The organism is Dietzia sp. E1 (assembly GCF_014145015.1).
GTDB classification, from domain to species: Bacteria; Actinomycetota; Actinomycetes; order Mycobacteriales; family Mycobacteriaceae; genus Dietzia; species Dietzia cinnamea_A.
Genome location: NZ_JAALDU010000409.1, coordinates 1 through 2649, shown reverse-complemented (window position 1 = coordinate 2649; position 2649 = coordinate 1). Strand labels below are relative to the sequence as shown.

Below are 2649 nucleotides of genomic sequence, written 5' to 3'. Positions count from 1 at the left end.
CTGTGTGCTGACGGGCGGGCGCTCGACGCACGCATCGCCGACGACCCCGAGAGGGAACTGGGCGCCCGCGTCCTGGCCGAGCACGGCGGCGGGCTGCCGTTCCTCGTGAAGCTGCTCTCGGCCGAGCAGGCGCTGTCCCTGCAGGCACACCCGTCACCGGAGAAGGCGCGCGAGGGTTACGCCGCGGAGGACGCCCGGGGGATCGCCGTCGACGCCGCCGACCGGAACTACCGCGACGCCAACCACAAGCCCGAGATCCTGGTCGCCCTGACCGAGTTCCACGCGCTGGTGGGATTCCGCCCGGTCGAGCGGACGATCGCCCTGCTCGACGCGTTCGACGTGGACTCGCTGCGGCCCTACCGGGACATGCTCGCCGGGCAGCCCGACGCAGAGGGGCTGCGTGCGGTGTTCACGACGTTCGTCACGATGCCCCACGTCGTGCTGGCCGACGTCGTGTCCGACCTCGTGACCCGGGCCGTGTCCTACCTGACGGTGAACGGCGTCGACGGACCGTGGTCCGCGGTCGCCACGACCGTCGCGGAGCTCGCCGAACGCTATCCGACCGACCCCGGCGTACTGGGCGTCCTGCTGCTCAACCGGGTGGTCCTCCAGCCGGGCCAGGCCGTGTACCTGGGACCCGGCCAGCTGCACGCCTATCTGCGCGGTGTCGGGGTGGAGGTCATGGCCAACTCCGACAACGTGCTGCGTGGCGGGCTGACGCCCAAACACGTCGACGTGCCCGAGTTGATGCGCGTGCTGGAGTTCGGCCCGCTCGCCGACCCCACCGTCGACGCGGTCCCCGCCGACCGCGGCATCCCCGGCGAGGTCGACTACCCCACGCCCGAACCGGACTTCGCCCTCTCGCGCATCGACCTTCCGGCCGATCGGCCCGTGACCTGGCGACCCGACGGGCCGGAGGTCCTGCTGTGCACCTCGGGCGAGGCGCGGGTCGACGAGGACGGTGTGGGGGAGGTGCTCCGGCCGGGACGCGCCGTATGGGTGCCGGCCTCGGCACGGCGTGTGTGTCTGCACGGTCTCGACGGGGCGACCGTGTTCCGCACCCGCGTCGGCGGCCGGTGACGGGACCGACGCACCCAGAGGCCCTGCCGCTAGTGTGGGGCGGAGATCTTTCGAGAGTCAACGAGGAGCTGGTCGAAGAACATGTCCGCTGATCTGCAGGTTCAGTCCGTCAACGGTGTCGAGTTCAAGGTGGCGGATTTGTCGCTGGCGGAGGCGGGGCGCAAGCAGATCCGTCTGGCCGAGCACGAGATGCCCGGCCTGATGGCGTTGCGTGAGGAGTACGCGGCCGAGCAGCCCCTGGCCGGTGCGCGGATCGCGGGGTCGATCCACATGACGGTCCAGACCGCGGTGCTGATCGAGACGCTCACCGCGCTCGGTGCCGAGGTCCGCTGGGCCTCCTGCAACATCTTCTCGACCCAGGACGAGGCCGCCGCCGCCGTGGTGGTGGGGCCCGAGGGCACCCCGGAGGAGCCCCGCGGCGTGCCGGTGTTCGCGTGGAAGGGCGAGACGCTCGAGGAGTACTGGTGGTGCACCGAGCAGATCATGACGTGGCCGGGCACCGAGCCGAACATGATCCTCGATGACGGTGGTGACGCCACGATGCTCGTGATCAAGGGCAAGGAGTTCGAGCAGGCCGGTGCCGTGCCCTCCGACGACGCGTCCTGGTCGGCCGAGGAGAAGGTCTTCCACGCGCTGCTGCGCGAGTCGGTGCCCGCGAACCCGGGTAAGTACACGGCGATCGCCGAGTCGGTGAAGGGCGTGACGGAGGAGACCACCACCGGCGTGCACCGGCTGTACCACTTCCACGCCGAGGGCGTGCTGCCGTTCCCGGCGATGAACGTCAACGACGCGGTCACCAAGAGCAAGTTCGACAACAAGTACGGCACCCGTCACTCGCTGCTGGACGGCATCAACCGCGGCACCGACGCCCTGATCGGCGGCAAGAAGGCACTGGTGTGCGGCTACGGCGACGTGGGTAAGGGCTGCGCGGAGGCGCTGGCCGGTCAGGGCGCGCGCGTGCAGGTCACCGAGATCGACCCGATCAACGCGCTGCAGGCGATGATGGACGGGTTCGACGTGGTCACCGTGGACCAGGCGATCGCCGATGCCGACATCGTCATCACCGCCACGGGCAACAAGGACATCATCACCTTCGAGCACATGAAGCGGATGAAGAACAAGGCAATCCTGGGCAACATCGGCCACTTCGACAACGAGATCGACATGGCCGGGCTCGAGTCCGCCGAGGGCGTCACCCGCATCAACATCAAGCCGCAGGTCGACGAGTTCGTCTTCGACGACGACGGCCGCTCGATCATCGTGCTCTCGGAGGGACGCCTGCTCAACCTGGGCAACGCCACCGGGCACCCGTCGTTCGTGATGTCCAACAGCTTCTCCGACCAGGTGATCGCGCAGATCGAGCTGTTCACCAAGGCCGACCAGTACCCGATCGGGGTGCACCTGCTGCCCAAGATCCTCGACGAGAAGGTCGCCCGCCTCCACGTCGAGGCGCTCGGCGGCACCCTGACCCGACTGGCCAAGGACCAGGCCGAGTACATCGGCGTGGACGTCGAGGGCCCCTTCAAGCCCGACCACTACCGCTACTGAGCGCAGCGCCTATGAGTGCAC

General features: G+C 69.1%; 2 protein-coding genes. Both read left to right on the top strand.

From position 1 onward, the window contains the following. Positions 1–1080 (top strand): mannose-6-phosphate isomerase, class I (manA, locus tag G6030_RS13105; RefSeq protein WP_182643429.1); only part of this gene is annotated, 1080 nt, incomplete at its 5' end. A gap of 81 nt (positions 1081–1161) precedes the next feature. Then, positions 1162–2628 carry an adenosylhomocysteinase gene (ahcY, locus tag G6030_RS13100; RefSeq protein WP_007630480.1) on the top strand — a complete coding sequence of 489 codons (1467 nt, stop codon included), beginning with the start codon at positions 1162–1164 and terminating at the stop codon, positions 2626–2628. Positions 2629–2649 lie beyond the last annotated feature (21 nt).

Excerpts from the sequence above, each read along its gene's own strand:
- ahcY (WP_007630480.1), top strand. The coding sequence starts at position 1,162 with ATGTCCGCTGATCTGCAGGTTCAGTCCGTCAACGGTGTCGAGTTCAAG.